General features: G+C 36.5%; 19 protein-coding genes. 12 read left to right on the forward strand and 7 right to left on the reverse strand.

What is annotated here, in order from left to right; translation table 11 throughout:
• Positions 1 to 32: 32 nt before the first annotated feature.
• Positions 33 to 2390, forward strand: a complete 2358-nt coding sequence (locus tag CP352_RS07945; protein WP_098034906.1) for an endonuclease MutS2 — start codon at positions 33 to 35, stop codon at positions 2388 to 2390.
• A gap of 82 nt (positions 2391 to 2472) precedes the next feature.
• On the forward strand, positions 2473 to 2784 hold the full coding sequence (trxA, locus tag CP352_RS07950) for a thioredoxin (protein ID WP_005720529.1): 312 nt from the start codon (positions 2473 to 2475) through the stop codon (positions 2782 to 2784).
• 53 nt (positions 2785 to 2837) lie between these two features.
• Here the strand turns inward: trxA and mscL are convergent, their stop codons facing one another.
• Positions 2838 to 3212, reverse strand: a complete 375-nt coding sequence (gene mscL / locus CP352_RS07955; RefSeq protein WP_005720528.1) for a large-conductance mechanosensitive channel protein MscL — start codon at positions 3210 to 3212, stop codon at positions 2838 to 2840.
• Positions 3213 to 3290: 78 nt separating this feature from the next.
• Positions 3291 to 3713 carry a YslB family protein gene (locus tag CP352_RS07960; protein ID WP_005720527.1) on the reverse strand — a complete coding sequence of 141 codons (423 nt, stop codon included), beginning with the start codon at positions 3711 to 3713 and terminating at the stop codon, positions 3291 to 3293.
• A gap of 76 nt (positions 3714 to 3789) precedes the next feature.
• Between CP352_RS07960 and murI the strand changes: the two genes are divergently transcribed.
• Together murI and CP352_RS07970 are read left to right on the forward strand one after the other, a co-directional pair.
• Positions 3790 to 4596 carry a glutamate racemase gene (gene murI, locus CP352_RS07965; protein ID WP_065990000.1) on the forward strand — a complete coding sequence of 269 codons (807 nt, stop codon included), beginning with the start codon at positions 3790 to 3792 and terminating at the stop codon, positions 4594 to 4596.
• Entirely contained in the window at positions 4596 to 5216 is a 621-nt protein-coding gene (locus CP352_RS07970) for an XTP/dITP diphosphatase (RefSeq protein WP_089142865.1), read from the forward strand. The genes murI and CP352_RS07970 overlap by 1 nt, the downstream gene beginning before the upstream one ends.
• Before the next feature lie 55 nt (positions 5217 to 5271).
• Here the strand turns inward: CP352_RS07970 and CP352_RS07975 are convergent, their stop codons facing one another.
• Positions 5272 to 6117, reverse strand: a complete 846-nt coding sequence (locus CP352_RS07975; RefSeq protein ID WP_089142866.1) for a mechanosensitive ion channel family protein — start codon at positions 6115 to 6117, stop codon at positions 5272 to 5274.
• Between the two features lie 108 nt (positions 6118 to 6225).
• Here CP352_RS07975 and CP352_RS07980 point away from each other — a divergent pair, with 108 nt between their 5' ends.
• Both CP352_RS07980 and CP352_RS07985 read left to right on the forward strand, forming a co-directional pair.
• Entirely contained in the window at positions 6226 to 6651 is a 426-nt protein-coding gene (locus CP352_RS07980; RefSeq protein WP_005720512.1) for a DUF948 domain-containing protein, read from the forward strand.
• Between the two features lie 17 nt (positions 6652 to 6668).
• The gene (locus tag CP352_RS07985) at positions 6669 to 7037 is read left to right on the forward strand and encodes a hypothetical protein (RefSeq protein WP_005720511.1); all 369 of its coding nucleotides are present in this window, start codon (positions 6669 to 6671) and stop codon (positions 7035 to 7037) included.
• Positions 7038 to 7095: 58 nt separating this feature from the next.
• Here CP352_RS07985 and CP352_RS07990 read toward each other — a convergent pair whose 3' ends face one another.
• Positions 7096 to 8202, reverse strand: a complete 1107-nt coding sequence (locus tag CP352_RS07990) for a Xaa-Pro peptidase family protein (protein WP_005725547.1) — start codon at positions 8200 to 8202, stop codon at positions 7096 to 7098.
• 150 nt (positions 8203 to 8352) lie between these two features.
• Here CP352_RS07990 and CP352_RS07995 point away from each other — a divergent pair, with 150 nt between their 5' ends.
• The gene (locus tag CP352_RS07995) at positions 8353 to 9354 is read left to right on the forward strand and encodes a substrate-binding domain-containing protein (RefSeq protein ID WP_013085886.1); all 1002 of its coding nucleotides are present in this window, start codon (positions 8353 to 8355) and stop codon (positions 9352 to 9354) included.
• A gap of 41 nt (positions 9355 to 9395) precedes the next feature.
• Here the strand turns inward: CP352_RS07995 and CP352_RS08000 are convergent, their stop codons facing one another.
• Positions 9396 to 10766 (reverse strand): glycerophosphodiester phosphodiesterase, encoded by a 1371-nt coding sequence (locus CP352_RS08000; protein ID WP_089142867.1) that lies wholly within the window; start codon positions 10764 to 10766, stop codon positions 9396 to 9398.
• Between the two features lie 113 nt (positions 10767 to 10879).
• Here CP352_RS08000 and CP352_RS08005 point away from each other — a divergent pair, with 113 nt between their 5' ends.
• From CP352_RS08005 to CP352_RS08025, 5 genes are read left to right on the forward strand one after another with little or no spacing between them, the layout of a single operon-like run.
• Positions 10880 to 11200, forward strand: coding sequence for a hypothetical protein (locus tag CP352_RS08005; protein WP_005720507.1), 321 nt, complete (start codon positions 10880 to 10882; stop codon positions 11198 to 11200).
• A 15-nt stretch (positions 11201 to 11215) separates the two neighbouring features.
• Positions 11216 to 12598 carry a bifunctional UDP-sugar hydrolase/5'-nucleotidase gene (locus CP352_RS08010; protein WP_005726619.1) on the forward strand — a complete coding sequence of 461 codons (1383 nt, stop codon included), beginning with the start codon at positions 11216 to 11218 and terminating at the stop codon, positions 12596 to 12598.
• Positions 12591 to 13181, forward strand: a complete 591-nt coding sequence (locus CP352_RS08015; protein ID WP_005720505.1) for a YutD family protein — start codon at positions 12591 to 12593, stop codon at positions 13179 to 13181. Before CP352_RS08010 ends, CP352_RS08015 begins: the two co-directional genes overlap by 8 nt.
• Positions 13181 to 13951, forward strand: a complete 771-nt coding sequence (locus CP352_RS08020; RefSeq protein WP_013085888.1) for a TIGR01457 family HAD-type hydrolase — start codon at positions 13181 to 13183, stop codon at positions 13949 to 13951. Before CP352_RS08015 ends, CP352_RS08020 begins: the two co-directional genes overlap by 1 nt.
• The gene (locus CP352_RS08025; protein WP_005721551.1) at positions 13948 to 14556 is read left to right on the forward strand and encodes a TIGR01906 family membrane protein; all 609 of its coding nucleotides are present in this window, start codon (positions 13948 to 13950) and stop codon (positions 14554 to 14556) included. Before CP352_RS08020 ends, CP352_RS08025 begins: the two co-directional genes overlap by 4 nt.
• Positions 14557 to 14567: 11 nt before the next feature.
• Here CP352_RS08025 and CP352_RS08030 read toward each other — a convergent pair whose 3' ends face one another.
• Both CP352_RS08030 and CP352_RS08035 read right to left on the reverse strand, forming a co-directional pair.
• On the reverse strand, positions 14568 to 15218 hold the full coding sequence (locus tag CP352_RS08030; RefSeq protein ID WP_005724245.1) for a VTT domain-containing protein: 651 nt from the start codon (positions 15216 to 15218) through the stop codon (positions 14568 to 14570).
• 9 nt (positions 15219 to 15227) lie between these two features.
• Positions 15228 to 16220, reverse strand: coding sequence for an NAD(P)/FAD-dependent oxidoreductase (locus CP352_RS08035; RefSeq protein ID WP_013085889.1), 993 nt, complete (start codon positions 16218 to 16220; stop codon positions 15228 to 15230).
• Positions 16221 to 16411: the final 191 nt, after the last annotated feature.

Raw genomic sequence — 16411 nt, forward strand, 5'->3', positions numbered from 1 at the left:
TCCTTTTTGTTAGTTTTAGAAAAAAGATAAAAATGAACAAGAAAATATTAGAGATTTTAGAATTTGGCGAAATTACTAAGCGCTTGAGTAAATTAGCGATTACTGGTCCCGCTAAAAAAGAAGCGGAGGAATTATTACCTAGTGGTGATTTTGAACAAGTACAAAATGAGTTAAAGCAGACTTTAGCTTTGACTAATTTGCTACGAATTAAGGGACAACTTCCTTTAACGGACTTTCAGGACGTACGTCCAAGTACTAAACGTTTAAGCATGAAAGCTAATTTAAATGCTAAGGAATTAGGTAATTTATTATTAGTATTAAGCTTAGCTCATGAAATTAATGACTTTTTGGCAGAAATAGATCCAAACAAACTGGATTTAACTGCAATTGATGAAATTTTAGATCAATTAGATGTGCCGGATCTTTTATTTAGAGAATTAAAGAAATCAGTTGATTATGATGGTGAGGTATTAGATACAGCCTCACATGAACTAGCTCGTTTGCGTCATGATATACGTTCTAATGAAGAGGAAATTAAGAATAAGATGGATGCTTATACTAAGGGCAATAGTAGTAAGTATTTATCTGAGCAAATTGTGACTATTCGTGATGACCGCTATGTTATTCCAGTTAAGCAAGAATATCGGGCAAAATTTGGTGGGGTAGTTCATGATCAAAGTGCCAGTGGTCAAACACTGTTTATAGAGCCGGAAGCCGTTTTAAACCTTAATAACCGCCAACAGAATTTAATTGCTCAAGAAAAACAAGAAATTCGTAATATTTTGAAGCACTTATCTAATTTGGCTCGTGAAGAAATTACTAGTTTGAATAATATTGCGGCTGCATTAACTGAACTAGATTTCTTGCAGGCTAAAGCCAAGTTAGCAAAAGAAATGAAGGCAAGTGAGCCTCGTCTGACACAAGACCATTCTTTGAACTTATTAAAAGCGCGTCACCCATTGATTGACCCAGAAAAGGTAGTACCTAATGACATTAGTTTAGGTGGTGAATTTGATACTATGCTGATCACGGGGCCTAACACCGGTGGTAAGACAATTACCTTAAAAACAGCAGGATTGCTTCAATTGATGGCACAGTCTGGATTATTTATCCCGGCTGAAGAAGGTAGCAAGGTTGGCGTCTTTAAGCAAGTTTATGCTGATATTGGCGATGAACAGTCAATTGAACAATCGTTAAGTACTTTTTCATCACATATCAATGACATTATTGCGATCATGAAGAATGTTGATTCTGAGACCTTAGTTTTAATTGATGAAATTGGTGCAGGGACTGATCCAGAAGAGGGTGCTAGTTTGGCAATTAGTATCTTAGACTTTTTGCGTAAAAAAGATGCTAAGATCATGGTGACAACGCACTATCCTGAATTGAAGCTTTATGGTTATAATCGGCCACGGACGACTAATGCCTCAATGGAATTTGACTTAAAGACCTTGTCGCCAACTTATCATTTGCAGATTGGTATTCCTGGTCATAGTAATGCCTTTGCCATTGCCCGCAAGCTAGGGATGCGTGAAGATGTTGTCAAAAATGCCCAGAACTTAATGTCAGATGAAGATTCTGATATTAATAAGATGATCACCAAGTTGAATACGCAAACCAAGGCAGCTACTGTGGCTCGTAATCGTCTGCAAACCAGTTTGGATCGGAGCCAAAAATTAGAGCAAAAGTTGCAACAAGCACTTGATTGGTATAACCAACGTGTACAAAAACAGCTTGATTTTGCACAAGAGCGAGCTAATGAAGTTGTTGCCAAACGCCGTAAAAAAGCTGATGAGATTATTGCCCAACTTGAAAAACAAAAGAACATGGGCGTCAAGGAAAATAAGATTATTGAAGCTAAAGGCGAACTCAACAGTTTAGAGCGTCAGGCTAATAATTTGGCTCATAATAAGGTCTTACAGCGTGAAAAACGTCGTCACCATGTAAGTGTAGGCGATCGAGTAAAGGTCCTCTCATATGGTCAGACAGGTACGATTACTAAGAAGTTATCTGAACATGAATATGAGGTTCAGATGGGAATTATCAAAGTTAAGGTTAGTGATCGCGATATTGAGAGGATTGAAAAGGGCGAAAGTACTAAGCCTAGACAAACTGTTAGAGCAACCAGTGCGGTTAGAAGAAGTAATGCTCATAGCGAGCTGGATTTGCGAGGCCAACGCTATGATGAAGCAATGACTAATTTGGACCGATATATTGATTCTGTTTTACTGGCAGGACTTGATACGGTTACGATTATTCACGGTATTGGTACTGGTGCGATTAGAAAAGGTGTTTGGCAATATCTCCGCAGCAGCAATCATGTAAAGAACTTTAATTATGCACCAGCTAATGAAGGTGGCAATGGTGCAACAATTGTACGATTAAAGTAAGCGTCTTACTTGCAAAAAGTAAGTATAATAGAATATACTTATAATATAAATAAATGAATTGAAAAAATGTGAGGTAATAATTATGGTTGAAGCAATTAATGATCAAAATTTTGAAGAAGAAACTAAGAATGGTGTAGCATTAGTAGACTTTTGGGCAACTTGGTGTGGTCCATGTAAGATGCAATCACCAGTAATTGATCAATTATCTGAAGAACGTCAAGACGTTAACTTCTACAAGATGGATGTTGACCAAAATCAAGATACAGCTAAGAATTTGGGTATTATGGCTATTCCTACTTTAATCGTAAAGAAGGATGGCAATATTGTAGACCGAATTACTGGTTACACTCCAAAAGAAAAGTTAAACCAAATTTTGGATCAATATACTGATTAATTTAAAAATCAAAAAAAGCTTGAGACGATGTTGCCTCAAGCTTTTTTGATATATCACTTATTTTGATTTACTTGCTTTTTTAGCAAGTCACGAATTTCTTCTAAATAGTCGGCCTCAGTTGGACCAGCTTCTTTTTCTTTCTTGGGCATTACTCTATTTAAAGCCTTGATCATTAAAAATACCACAAATGAAATGATCAAGAAGTTAATGACAGAATTGATGAAGCTGCCATATTTAAATGTAGCATCCCCAACCTTAAAAACGAGGTTAGAAAAATCAATTTTGCCGGCAAAGATCCCAAGTAGGGGGTTGATCAAGTTTTTTACTAAAGATTGTACGATAGCAGTGAAGGCAGCACCAATGATTACACCAACTGCCATGTCCATTACATTGCCACGTGAAATAAACTCTTTAAATTCTTTAATCATGCTCTACTCCTATATCTAATATATCTAAAAAAATGCGATTTTAACTAAAGTATATAGTTATAGTCTATCAACTTGCTTTTAACCGAAGCGAGCGATAAATTGAACTTTCTTTTCTTTATCTAAAATATTAATTTCACATTCGGTGGTTCGACCAGTTGATTTTTGAAATGCTTCCGCGATCATTCCGCCTTCAAGGGAGAATTCCTTGCTGGCGCTATTCAAACGATCAGTGACAGTTTGGCCACTTAATTCGTAAGTAGTAAATGATCGTCTTTCTTTAACTTTTTCTAGCTTACCAAATTCAGCCATGTTGAAGAATTCAACTAAATCATCATAATCACTTAAATCATATTTTCGCGCGATTCTCTTGCCAGCCCAATAAAGAATTGAGGCGTCATCATCGCCTAAAATAGTTGGCAAAAGGAAATCGCGGTAAAGTTGGTTAATAAAATATACGTGCTCGTTTGTGTTTTCTGTGTTTTCTGTCATAAACTTGTTCATCCCTTTTATTCTTTTTTATTTTACCGTAAACTAGTATAAGTAGAAAATAAATTTTTGATTTTAAGAGGGTTTTATTATGGATAATCGTCCGATTGGATTATTGGATTCAGGGCTAGGTGGCCTATCTGTTGCAAAAAAAGTAATTGAAAAATTGCCTAATGAATCAACTGTTTTTATTGGTGATAACGCTCATATGCCGTATGGCGATCGAACTAAAGAAGAGATTATTGAACTAGTTAGAAAATCAGTCCAATTTTTGTTAGATAAAAATGTTAAGCTGATAATTTTTGCCTGCAATACTGCGACAGCAATGGCTATGAGTACGATTCAAGCAGAAATTGATCCACAAATTATCGGAGTTATTCAGTCGGGGAGTTTGGCCGCTTCACGGACAACTAAGAATAAAAAAGTTGCGGTAGTTTCAACTAAAGCAACAGCAGAATCACATGCTTATGCTAAAGAGATCCGTTTCCGTGATCCAGAAATTCAGGTAACGGAATTAGCTGCCCCTAAACTTGCACCACTTGTGGAGGCTCAAAAAGATCATGAAACCAACTTAAAAGTAGTTAAAGAGAGTTTGACCCCCTTACAAGGAAAAGACTTTGACACTTTAATTATGGGCTGTACGCATTATCCATTGATTCAGAAAGAATTTAAAGAAGCAATTAATGATAAAAATGTTACTATCTTGGATCCTGCAGATCAAGTTGCACAGTATACGTTTAATGTGATGCGGCGCGATGGTTTGTTTAGTGATGGTAATGAAAAAGTCAGTCATGAATATTACACTACAGGCGATCCAACTAGTTTTGATCATTTAGCAAGGACATTCATGGATGATGCAACTTTAACATCTAAGCATGTGGATACGGAGAATGAATAATGGTTAAAGAAATTTTATTTGCGACTGGTAATCAAGGTAAAGCAAAAGAACTAAAAGAAGCCTTTAAACAAGCTGGGGTAGATATCGAGATTAAGACGAATGCTGACTTAGACAATCCGCCTCATCCGATTGAAAGTGGCCATACGTTTGAAGCTAATGCCAAGATTAAGGCCCATGAATTAGCTGAGTTTAGCAAGTTGCCTACGATTGCCGATGATTCAGGTTTAATAGTTGATGCCTTAAATGGGGAGCCTGGTGTTAGAAGTGCACGGTATGCAGGCGAAGCTCACAATGACGCAAAGAACAACGCCAAGTTATTAGCTGAATTAGGCGGTGTACCGGATGAAAAAAGAACGGCTAAATTTTGGACTACGATTGTAGTTTCGATGCCAGGTGAATTTGATAAAGACTTGGTTGTGTCAGGTACTTGCAGTGGTCGTATTTTGGCTGCACCACGTGGTGAAGATGGTTTTGGGTATGATCCATTGTTTTATATTCCAGAAAAAGAAAAAACTTTTGCACAGATGACTACTGATGAAAAGAATGAGATTTCTCATCGTGGTAATGCAGTGCGAAAATTGCTCCAAGAATTGCCAGCTTGGTTAGAACAGTTTGATTAGATAAAAATAGCTCAGTTCGGGTCATTCGTATGATTTGAACTGAGCTATTTTTTACTTATTTTGCAGTAGTTTTTGCAGGTCGTTCTGTACTTGCAAAAACAATATTATTTTCTCTTAAAATTTGAATATATTTACTTAGATACAAATTTTTCACAGCAGCTTGCTTACCAGGCTTAACTTGAAAATGAATGGAATAAACAAATTTCTTTCCTGTTTGTTCGGTCACACCGACAATAGTAGGACCTGATACAATTGTCTTTTTCTCAGGCTGGATCTTACGATTGCATTCTTTGATTAACTTGTTAACTTCATCAATATCGTTTTTGGTATCAAGATCCAAATTAATGTCTAGTGCTACACCGCCATGGGCTAGGTTTTGCACAATGGTAATGTTGCGGTTAGGGATGAAAATAATTGAGCCATCTGAACCCTTGAGACGAGTAGTTCTGAGGCCTAGTTGCACGACGGTACCAACATTAGTGCCAATCTGAACTAAATCTCCAACATCAAATTGGTCTTCACTTAGAATAAAGAAACCGTTGACCAAATCACTAACAAAGCCTTGTGCGCCCATTCCTAAAGCTAGGGAAAAAATTCCAGCACTGGCTAACAAGGTGCCAACTGGTACACCTAGAATAGAGAGAATACCGAATAAATAGAAGAAGATAAGGGTATATTGAAAAACGCTGTTAATCAAAGCTGTGATAGTTCGAGTTCTTTTATTCTTAACTGTGTTATGCTTGGCTAAGTAATTATTAATTATTTTATGACCAAAATGGGATAAAAGGTAAAAAATGAGTGAAGTAATAGCTAATTGCCAAATAATTGACAATAAATTTTGGCTAATTTTACTCCAATCAATTTCAATTTTCTGTATATTTATGTGAGTAGGAATCTTCATTTGGTGTCCTTTCTATTGCTTACGGGTATAATTAAGAATAACAAGACATTAATTGAGAATAAAGGATATTCATGCTAAACTTTTTTTAGATGTTGATGGAGGTAGAAAATGACAATTTCTTATGGTGCTTTAGCAGGCTTAATTGCGGCGATTGCATTCTTAATTTTAGTATTATTTACGATTCCAATGCTAATTCGGACCGCGAAGTTGTTGAAAGAAACTAGTGCAACTATTCAAACAACTAACGAGTCAATGAAGAAAATTTCTGAAGATATGGATGGCTTGATGGATCAAACTTCGGATTTGTTAGATAAAACTAATGACCTAATGACCGATGTTAATGGTAAAATGAAGACGTTAGATCCAGTTGTTAAAGCTGCTGCAGATTTAGGCGAAAGCGTATCAGAATTAAACGATTCATCTAAAAAGATCGCTAAACGCTTTAGCAGCAATCATTTAAGCCGTACGGGTCTTATTTCTTCAATAGCTGCGACGGCATTTGCAAGACGCAAGCGTCGCAGAGGTGAAAATTAATAAAGGAGGAATTCACCATGAAAAAATTCGCAAGTTTCTTATTAGGTGCCGTTGCAGGATGTGCAGCAGGTTTTCTCGCAGGTTCACTTCTTGTTAGTGATGAACAAGTTGATGACGTTAAGAACAAGATTAAAGATAATGACAAGCTTCAAGATTTGAAGAAGAAGTATGACAATGGTACTGAAATCGTTAAGAATCAATTAGCATCATTCCCTAAGAATGTTGAAGATGATTCAGAATTGAAGGATTTTGACGACATCGTAATCGATGACTCAAATAAAGATGACGATGACAGTGAAAATGCTGAAGAGTCAGTTAACGATTTGAACAATGCTGAAAAAGATGATACTGATGCAGCATCTACTTCAGAAAAACCACAAGCTTAATTAAAGTCAAAAAGAAAAGGAGCTGGTCGTGATGATCAGCTCCTTTTTTATGACAAAATTAGTCTTTAAGTGGCAAAACTTTTAAGTCCTTGTCAGTGTGAGTAAAGGTTTCAAAGCCGTCCTTAGTAACGACACCACAATCTTCAATTCTGACACCAGCAAAGCCAGGGATGTAGATACCTGGTTCAATGGAGAAGCACATTCCTTCTTCAAGAACTAAGTCGTTACCTTGTACGATTGATGGATATTCATGAACGTTTTTACCAATGCCGTGACCTAGGCGGTGAATGAAGTATTCACCATAGCCAGCCTTAGTAATGATGTCACGAGCCACGCTATCTAATTCTTCAGCGGTGATTCCTGGCTTAGCAGCTTCGATTGCGGCTTGTTGAGCTTCACGATCAACTTCATAAATTTCGCGTTGCTTAGCAGTAGGTTCACCGTAAGCAACAGTTCGACTAGAATCTGATGCGTAACCATCGTGCATGGTACCTAAGTCGAATAAAACTAATTCATTTGGTTGAACAGTGTTCATAGTTGGACCAAGGTGAGGATTAGCGGCGTTTTTACCAGCTTGTACGATGGTTTCAAAACTTTCATGCATAACACCTTTTTGAATTTTTAGTTGGTAATCAATTTGTCCAGCGATGCTTCTTTCGGTGACGCCAGTTCTAATTGCGTCAAAGCCAATCTTAAAAGCAAAGTCTGCTTCTGCACCAGCGCCTTGCAACTTCTTGATTTCTTCAGGTGTCTTGTAAAGACGAAGTTTTTCAATAAAAGGTGAAACATCGTTAGTGAAACTAGCGTTAGGAAATTCACCACGTAAGAGCTGGTAGTGGGCAACAGACAAATCATCTTTTTCAATTGCCCAATTATGGGTATCGTGAGTTCTCTTTTTGACATTAGTTGCTATGATGTTCCAAGGATTTTCGGAATCAAGGTAGCCAATAACGTCGCCATCCCATGCGGAAGCTTTTGCTTCTTCTACATTTAAGGCAGGACAGAAGATAAAAGGTTCTGCATCCTTTAAAACAATTAAAGCAAAGATTCTTTCATGGGGCTCCATTGAGTAGCCAGTGAAGTAGGAAATGGTAATTGGATTAGAAATGTAAGCAAGATCATTATTGGAGTCTTGCAACCATTGTTGTAATTTATCTAAGTTCATATTGTCCTCTTTTCTTGCAAATTATGTTGACTGTAGTATATCATGATTTCTTAATGAAAAAATGAAAGAAAATCTGTAAACGTTTGCATTTTATGCAGCATCGTGATATCTTTAAGTGAAGAATTTTTTGGAAGGAATGAGAGATAAGAGATGCATAAACAAGAAGTTACAATCTATGACGTCGCTCGGGAAGCTAAGGTTTCAATGGCTACGGTTTCTCGTGTTGTGAATGGTAATAGTAATGTTAGAAAAGAGACACGTGACCGTGTTCTCGAAGTTATTAAAAGACTGCACTATCAACCAAACGCTGTAGCTCAAGGTTTAGCTTCTAAGCGGACTACTACAGTAGGGTTAATTGTCCCAGATTTAACTAATTTATACTTTGCAGAATTATCTAAGGGTATTGATGATATTGCACTTTTATATAAATACAACATCATTATTACTAGTATTGAAAACCGCTTGATGAAGGAAGACCAAGTTATTCAAAGTTTGCTGAATAAGCAAGTTGACGGTGTAATTTATATGTCTAACCGTTTATCAGATGAAGCAGCTGATGCCTTTAAGCGGACTGATACTCCTGTGGTTTTAGCAGGTACTAAAGATAATCGTGATGATTTTGCTTCTGTCACAATTGACTATAAGAAGGCTGATACTGAAGCATTAAATTTGATGTACCATGATGGTAAGAAGCATTTGGGAATCGTAGTTGGTGATCAAGATGCTGTAGTTAACAGCGAAAACAGAATCCCTGCTTATGAAGAATTCATGGAAGAAAATGATTTGGGCACTCCTCGAATCTATACTGATATTAAAGACTATTCAGATGGTTATAATTTATACCCACAATTAGTTAAAGATGGCGTTGATGGTGTAATTGTTACTCGCGATATTTCATCAGTTGGTATTTTGAATTCTGCGATGGATGCAGGTAAGAAAGTGCCAGAAGATTTGGAAATCGTGACCGCCAGTGCTACGCAGTTAGCTTCTGTTGTTCGTCCAGCTTTGACTACGATTAAGCAGCCACTTTATGATATGGGTGCCGTAGCAATGAGAATGTTGACTAAGTTGATGAACAATGAAGAAGTAGATGATACTCATATTGTTTTGCCATATGAATTAGTTAAAAAGCAAAGTACTTTAAATCAATAATTAAGTGAAGCAAAAAAGACCAGTTTACTGGTCTTTTTGTTTTAGTAGATAATTTTGTTAATCTGTTGAAGCTTTTGTGTAAAAGTGGTTGGCGCAATTGCTTGATTAGGATTATAGGGCAAAAGCACGAGATTAGTGTACTGACTGACCCGTGGTAAGGACTGATAATCTCTGAAATCGTCTTGACTAAAGAAGCCATAGAACAAGATATCTTTTGCCTTAACCCAACCTAGTTTGGTATAAATCCACATGTTTTTAGGACTACCATTAAAATTTTGAATTTTTAATAATTGATTTGCGGGTAATTTTTGCTGCGTTTTGGCTTGGTTATCAGGATAACGATAAATTGTAACTTTTTGGTTAGGTTTAGCGATAATTTTCTTATTTTGATAAGGAGCAATATCTCGCTTTGTTAAGTCAAAATTAACGAATTCTGCCGAAATAAAAGTTTTTTCAGCAATTTGATAAAATAAGCGATCATCTACACGGACGCCATAAGTGACATTGACTTTTTGACCTGGTTGCACGTACTTCTTTTCTTTGATGCGAACATACGGATTCATCATTGTAGCGGCTTTAGTTTTACCAAAATAAATTCCAGTTCTATTAATAGCGTACTTTTTAGTGCCACTTTTGGCTAATTTATATTTAAAACCAGTAGCGGGATAGTTGGTAACCACGCCATCAACATTCCGATTAATTAGCCAATGCCATAGGGCAGGCGATTCGTCCATTTCGGCCCAGACAAACAGTTGCTTATGTAATTTGTGAAGCCAGTGAATTAAAAAGGGATGCTCTTGCACAATATCAGAAGAAGCATTGATAGCATTAACTTGAGGTAAATTACTGAAATTAATGCGTTTCAGGCTGCCAACGATCAAAATTAGATAAGCTTCAGGCATAATTTTTCTAAAGTGAAAGAGACTAGCAGCGGAAAATGAATGAATCATGATTCTTTTCTGCATATGGTATTTTTTAACTATTTGTGCGATTCTATCCTCTAACTCATAGGACGGATTTAATCCATGATCAATTTTAGTCTCTAAGACAAATTTAGTGTTTGGTTTATTTTGATAATGCTTAAAAAGCTCACTGAGTGACATAACGTGTTCGCCATTGTCATATTGCAGTTGTTTAAGTGCTGTAAAATTATTTTGTGATACAATTGCATGTGTATGAGTAACTCGGAAGAGGTCATCATCATGTGCAATGACCGGAACTCCATCCTTTGAGAGCTGGAGATCGAGTTCAACGTAATCAGCACCAGAATTAAAGGCGGAATCGTCAGCCTGAATTGTTTCTTCAGGATATTTGATGGGATCACCACGGTGCCCTACAACTGTAAAACCACTATTTATGAAAAAGACTAAGCTAAAAAAAAGAACCCAAACGAGTCGGCTTTTAAATTTCATGTGTACACCTCTATCGCATACTTAACAATAGCATGGTTACACATTTTTTTCTATTTATAGTACTATTCTTTTATCAGTAATCGGTATGATTGAAATCTAAAGGATGAGATTTAATGGAACAATTGGACTTAATTGAAGAAGTTACCAGAAATGATGGCAGTCGATATTATGAAATCTCTAATATTGACCAAAATGGAATTGCAGAATTAGCTGCAGATCATGGCTTAATTAAAAAAGTCAAAATACTGCAGCTGAATATTCCTCGAACTAAGGCACTGATTGCTTATGAAAAATATATCAATGATACTTATGACTTGCAGACTTTGACTAATGAAAGTGATTGGAAAAATCCAAAATGGGTAGAATGGGATAAACCTAAGGGAAAAATTTTAGACGCATATAATATGATCTTAAAAGCCAATCGAATTGGTTAGAAAGTGGCATAAAAAATGGAACAACTGCGAATTTTACATACCAATGATCTTCATTCACATTTTGAACATTTCCCTAAAATCGGACGTTACTTGAAAAAAGCGCAGGCTGATCAATCGGTTGATGGTATCTACACTTTTGATGCAGGAGACTTTATGGATCGGTCTCATCCTTTAACTGATGCTACGGAAGGTCAAGCCAACATCAAATTGATGAATGGGTTTAACTATGATGCAATTACGATTGGCAATAATGAGGGAATTTCTAATCCACATTGGGTATTGGAACATTTATTTGATCATGCGGACTTTCCGACAGTTTTAGCAAATTTGCGTGAAGAAGATGAATCAATGCCTAAATGGGCAGTCGGCCATATGTTTTTAACTACTAAGAAAAAGACGCGAATTGCTTTAATTGGCCTGACTGCAGCTTATCCAATGACTTATGGTCCTAATCATTGGCATGTCAAGATGTTAGGTGACAGTATGGATCACGAATTAGCTCAAATTGAAGGAAAGTATGATGTCTTAATTTTATTGACTCATGTTGGATTAAAAATGGATCGCTGGTTAGCTAAACATTATCCTCAAATTAATTTAATTGTAGGAGGCCACAGCCATGATCTGATTGAACATGGTGAAAAAGTGGGGCATACTTGGATTACGCAAACAGGTAAATGGGGAAACTATGTGGGTGATATTCATCTAGAACTTGAAGATCATCACGTGATTAAGGTAGTACCTCGCACTATTTCTACTGCTTCGATGCCAGAAGAACCGGAAGATAAGGCAGTGATTCAGGGCTACTATGATGAAGGTAAGCGACTTTTATCAGAACGAAAAGTGGCTAATTTACCTGAAAAATTTGCGGATGATAAAGTAGCAGCCGTTCAAGTTTCTCTTGATGCGATTGCTGATTTTGCTAAAACAGATTTAGCCATTTTAAGCTCAGGCCTATTCTTGACCCCGTTTAAGAGTGGAATAATTACTCAATATGATTTACAAAATGCCTTACCGCATCCAATGCACGTTGTTCGTTCAACCTTGAAAGGTTATGATTTGTGGCGACTAGTGATGGAAATTGAAAAGAATCGGCATTACCTAGACCATTTTCCACTGCAAGGGATGAGTTTTCGAGGAAAAATTTTTGGTCAGATGTATTACAAAGGGATCAAGGTTGATATGCGTAGACGTGTAGTTTACGTCAATGGGCATGAAATTGATCCACAAAAAGAATATAAAATTGCCTGTTTGGATCATTATGTCTTAGTTCCATTTTTCCCAACTTTGGCTATTGTCGGTGAAAATGAGTTTTTATTCCCACAATTTTTACGTGAAGTTGTTGGTAAATATTTGGCTGAAAAATATCCTTTAACAGCGAGAAGTGAAAAAGATGACTGAAGAAAATAAATTTGAACAAGAACAGCCAATTAGACACCCACTTGCTGACGTGGTGCAAGATGGTAAGAGCATTAAGATTGGTGCGCAGCTTTATAGCATCATTGTCAATGAGCGAGACGCACTTGATTTAGAATCTTTGCGTAAAAAATATGATCCTTATCTTGACCAGTATGATTATCTGGTGGGGGACGTTTCTAGTGAACATTTACGCTTGAAAGGCTTTTATAAAGACGGTGCTAGAACCGCAATTGATAAAAAAGAAATGGCGATCGTGGATTATTTAACGGAATATTGTAATCCCGGCGGACCTTATTTTATCTTGGAATTAACGCATCCAGTACATTATTATCAGCATCAACGTACTAAAATACGGCGATCACGTGAACGACGCGAGCGCGATTTTGGTAAAAATGAGCGTTATCATGCACGACGTCGAAATTATCGGAAGAATAAAAATGAAAATAATCCGTTTAAGAAGCGGCGTGTTCATCAAACTAAATTTAAGAAAAAACAATCAATTGCAGTGAAAAAAGAATTTGGACGGCATCATTCATTTATTATTAAAAAGAGAAAGGGAAACTAGTGAAAGATTACCGGGTATTTTTAATTGACTTAGACGGAACTGTTTATCGTGGTAAGGAAACAGTTGAATCAGGAGTAAGATTTGTTCATCGTTTAGTTCAAGCAGGGAAAGACTATTTGTTTTTAACCAACAATACGACCAGAACACCGCAAATGGTAGTTGATAAACTAAAGGGACACGGTATCGAAACTGATACGGACCATGTTTATACGCCAAGTATGGCCACAGCTAGCTATATTTTACAAAGAGAACACAAGGAAAAGATCGGCTTGTATATTATTGGGCAGATTGGTCTCTGGCGTGAATTATTGCAACATCCAGAGTTTGAAATTAATGAAGAAAATCCCGATTATGTAATTGTCGGTATGGATACAGATCTGACTTATCATAAAGTACGAGTAGCTTCACGGGCGATTAGACGTGGAGCCACTTTTATTGGGACTAATGCCGATATGAATTTACCAGCAGAGGATGAGCTAATTCCAGGCAATGGTTCACAATGTGCATTCGTTGCTGCAGCAAGTGGAGTAGAGCCACTGTATATTGGTAAGCCTGAATCAATTATTGTAAAAATGGCTTTGGATAAAGTTGGCTATAGCAAAGATGAGGCACTTTTGGTAGGTGATAATTACGATACCGATATTAAAGCTGGCTTTAATAGTGGAGTAGATCAGTTGTTGACTTTGACAGGTGTGACGACCAAAGTGGATATTGCAGATAAACGTCAACCAACAATTTTAGTTAATAACCTAGATGAATTTGAATTATGATTACTAAAAACAATATTTTTTCGCTGATTTATCATTTTTTGTTTGCTGTTTCTAGCAGTGTAATTGGGGCAATTGTGGCTAGTTGGCCATTATTGTTTATTTTTATGATCGTACAAAAGACATATGAGACGGTTCACATGTCTTTGTTTAAGGTAATGCATAATTATAACCAGCTGATGTTTTATTTGCTCTGGCCCTTTAAAAAGCAGCTTAAAATGGATAATTTCCCTACATCTGCTAATGCGGCAGAACATTTTGCGGAATGTAAGCATTTATTTATTCTGACTCTATTAGTTTTTATTATCTGCATCATAGTGCACTTTGTTTTTAAACGACAAAAGAAAAAGCTACTGCTTAATTTGGATAAATCAGTAGCCCTTATTTTGCTATTATTGCCAATTATTATTTTTCCATTTGCAGTAACCAATTTCGACAGTTTCTTTGTGATTTTTCACCATATTTTGTTTAACAATAGTGATTGGCTGTTTGATCCTAATACTGACCCAATTATCAATGTGCTAACGGAAGGCTTCTTTGCTTCTTGTTTTGCCGTTGCTGGGGTTATTTATGAATTATATTTTGCTGAAAAATTATTACGTAAGTAAAAAAGAGTTCCTTAGTGGAACTCTTTTTTGAGTGATATTTTTTTCTTGATTGCGACAATTGCGATTGGCACAACTGATACTAAAATGATAGCAATTACGATCATTGAAAAATGGTCCTTTACAAATGGAATATTGCCAAAGAAGAAACCGATGATTGTGAACAATCCTGTCCAAAGCAAGCCACCCAAGATGTTGTAGGTGATAAATTTACCATAATGCATCTTACTGCCGCCGGAAATGAATGGGACAAAAGTACGAATAAATGGTATAAATCTACCTATAACGATCGTAATTGGTCCGTGGCGCTCAAAGAACTTTTCAGCGGCCAACCGATTATTTTGATTAATTAATTTATTGAACCAGCTATGTTTTTCACCAGCTCTGGTTGACCAGGCACCAATTTCATAGTTGATACTGTCACCGATTATGGCGGCGAATGCTACTATAAGATAAACTAGCCAAATATTTAAGCCATACTTAGGATTAGCAGCCATTGCACTCGCAGCAAAAATCAACGAATCGCCTGGAAGAAATGGAAAAACGACTAAGCCTGTTTCAATAAAAATGATAGCGAATAAGATTAAATAGGACCAACCACCGAATTGGTTAACAATCGTGATTAAATGGTCATCAATGTGCAAAATAAAATCGATTAAACTCATCTGGAACTCCTAAAAACTAGTTGAATGAATTGTCAAAGTTTTTTCAGGGAAAAGATCACGCATAATCGCGGTGATTGCAATCTGGGCTTCGCCAAAACCGAGAGCGATTAAAGGGACGCGTCCAGGATAGGTAACAACATCGCCAGCTGCATAAACACTGGCGATATTAGTTTGCATTGTTGAATTCACCTTAATTTGTGCGCCAGCTAAATCGATTCCCCATTTTTTGACAAAGCGATTATTAGCTTTAAAGCCATATGCAACGACTGCTTGGTCTAACTTGATATTAGTTAAACTATCTTTTCCCATTTCTTTTAAATTAACGTTCAGTTGATTATCAACCAAATTGATTTGTTTAGGAAGATAGGGAGTTAAAATTTCAACATTTTTTAAAGACTTAAGTTTTTTGACATTAGATTCAAGACCGCGAAATTGATTACGGCGATGAATGATTTTGACATTGGCATAATTAGCTAATTCTAGTGCCAGGTCTAATGCTGAATCGCCGCCACCAAAGACGCCAACTGTTTGTCCGACAAATTTTTGGGGATCTTTAATAAAGTAATGAATCCTTTTTTGAGTATCATCATCCATAGATAATGGTAAAGCTTTAGGTTTAAAGGCACCGGCACCAGTGGTAATCAATATGCTGCGGGATGCAACTATATCATCGATAATAAAGCCGTCTTTTTGTTTAGTGACATTTTCAACTTTATGGTTAGTAAAAATAGTTGTATCCGTTAAATTATGTCGTAAATTGTCGATTAGTTCAGTTCCTGTAATAGAGTCGTAAGCAGGAATATCTTTGATTTTCTTAAAAGGATAAAGCATTTGTGGCTGTCCGCCTGTTTCAGATAATGAATCAAACAGTACGGTCTTGAGTCCATGAAGATGGGCAAATCGCGCGGCAAATAGGCCAACAGGTCCGCCACCGATAATAGTTAAATCAAATTTTTTAATTTTAATGACCTCCTCAAAGTAGTGATGTATCAACTTTAACATGAATTTTGTAAATATTCATTTAAAAATAAGCTTGTCAAAAAATGAATTTTAAGGTATATTATTGAAGTCGCCTTTTTAAGAGCGAGCATAATTCTTTATTGAAAAAATACTTGCAATTAATATTCAAGTATTATATATTAATAAAGTCGCTTCGAGAGATGCGACGAGAGCTTAAAAACAGACATGTAAGG

This window comes from Lactobacillus sp. UMNPBX1 (assembly GCF_002554085.1).
Taxonomy (GTDB): Bacteria; Bacillota; Bacilli; order Lactobacillales; family Lactobacillaceae; genus Lactobacillus; species Lactobacillus crispatus.